This is a genomic window from uncultured Oscillibacter sp. (assembly GCF_910587525.1).
In the GTDB taxonomy this organism is placed as follows: domain Bacteria; phylum Bacillota; class Clostridia; order Oscillospirales; family Oscillospiraceae; genus Oscillibacter.
On record NZ_CAJULS010000241.1, the window covers coordinates 1 to 2002 of the forward strand.

At 62.8% G+C, this 2002-nt stretch carries 3 protein-coding genes; all 3 read right to left on the reverse strand.

What is annotated here, in order from left to right:
* Positions 1-295 (reverse strand): Gfo/Idh/MocA family oxidoreductase (locus QZ326_RS13030; RefSeq protein ID WP_295746043.1); only part of this gene is annotated, 295 nt, incomplete at its 3' end.
* A 19-nt stretch (positions 296-314) separates the two neighbouring features.
* Positions 315-530: a PF20097 family protein gene (locus QZ326_RS13470; protein WP_365329346.1), complete on the reverse strand. Its 216-nt coding sequence runs from the start codon at positions 528-530 to the stop codon at positions 315-317.
* On the reverse strand, positions 531-2002 hold a 1472-nt coding region (locus QZ326_RS13035), incomplete at its 5' end, for a thiamine pyrophosphate-dependent enzyme (RefSeq protein WP_295746047.1).

Consider the following 2002-nt stretch of genomic DNA (forward strand, 5'->3'; position numbering starts at 1 on the left):
GCTTTTCGCAGAAGCACCACTTCTCCTCCGCCAGGGTCTTCATGACGTAGTCGTGATGGGTGGGGTCAATGGAGGTGATGACCACAGCTTCCACCTCGGGGTCCTTAATCATGCCATCGCAGTCGCTGCCGTAGGACTTGATGCCGTACTTGGCGGCGGTGTCGTCAGCGGCGGCGGCCACATAGTCGCTGACGGCCACCACAGTGGCGCCGGGGACAGTGTCGATGATGCGGCGGCAGTGGTCCTTGCCGATGGCGCCGCAGCCGATGATACCGATTTTCAAAACCTGATCCATGATAAATCAACCTTTCTTTTTAGTAGTCAAAGATAGTTTTTCTACAGGTGGGACACCGGGAAACCGTGATAAACAGGGGCTGAAACAGTCCGTTCGATTGCCCGAGCGCCTCGTTCCTGGCTTTAAAATTGAACGGCACGCCGGTGAAACAGGGTTCTTGATAGTAGTGGATTCCGTGCGTGCTCTGCGGCACACCGTTTTCCATTTCCGCGCCGCAGAAGGGGCGGTCCACCACTTAGTATTTCCGGGCGTCCTTCACATGGGCCAGGTGGTCCTGGTAGGCGGCGATGTTTTCCGGCCGCTCAGAGACCTCTGTGTCGCCTACGCGCCACCAGGAGCCGTAGCCGTCGGTCATGGTCTTGGGCAGGACCTTGATGTCAAAGAGCACGGGGCGGTCTTTGACGGTTTTGGCGTCCTCAAAGGCGGCCTTCAGCTCCTCCATGGTGCGGACGGTGTAGCCCTTGCAACCGTAACCCTCCGCCACCTTGGCGTAGTCGATGCTCATAAAGTCGCCGAAGAGCCCCTCTTCGCTGCGGTAGCGCAGCTCCGTGCACAGCGTCTTGTTGCCGTGGCCCACCTGGAGGTTGTTGATGCAGCCAAAGCTGGCGTTGTCGAACAGGCAGATGTTGATCTTCTGGCGCTCCTGCATGGCCGTCACCAGCTCGCCGTGGAGCATATTGAAGCTGCCGTCGCCGCAGAAGGCGTAGACTTCCCGGTCCGCTCCGATGGCCAGCTTCACGCCCAGGGCGCCAGCCACCTCATAGCCCATGGTGGAGTAGCCGTACTCCATGTTATAGGTGTCCTGGGCCCGGGGGCGCCACATGCGCTGCATGTCGCCGGGCAGGGAGCCCGCCGCGCCGATGGCCACGTCCGTGTCCGCCATCATGGCGTTGATAGCGCCCAAAACGGAGGTCTGGGTCAGACCGGCATTCAGATCCTTGGCAAAGCGCTTGGCGGAGTCCGCGTTGGCATCGTTGATGATGGGCTTCCAGTCGGCAGTGTCGGCAAAGGCGAAGCTGTCCAGGCGGTCCAGCTCCTCGGCCCACTTCTTCCGGGCGGCCTCGATCTCGCCGGCATAGGCGGGTTTGTAGCCGGCCAGAAGCTTTTCCAGCCTCGGCAGGGCGTCCTTGGCATCGGCCACCACAGGAATGGCCTCCATCTTCAGGCTCTGGAACTCGGAGACGTTGATGTTGACAAATTTGCACGCGCCGCTCCACAGCCACTTGGAGGAGGTGGTGAAGTCGGTATAGCGGGTGCCCACGCCGATGACCAGATCTGCCTCCTTGGCGATGTCGTTGGCGGCGGAGCAGCCGGTGACGCCCACGCCGCCCAGGTTCAGGGGATGGGTCCACTCAATGGCGCTCTTGCCCGCCTGGGTCTCGGCAAAGGGAATGCCCAGGGTCTCGGCAAAGTGCCGGAACTCGGTGTGGGCCTCGGAGTACCGCACGCCGCCGCCGCAGATCAGCATGGGCTTCCTGGCGGCCCTGACGGCCTCCGCGGCCTCGGCCAGGGCGGCCTCAGTGGCGGGGCGGCGCTCCAGACGCCAGATGCGCTTTTTGAAGAAGCTCACGGGATAGTCGTAGGCCTCGCCCTCCACGTCCTGGGGCAAGGCCAGGCACACCGCGCCGGTGTTGGCGGGGTCGGTGAGGGTTCGGAAGGCGGAGATGGCGGCGCTCATCAGCTGCTCGGGCCGGACGATGCGGTCCC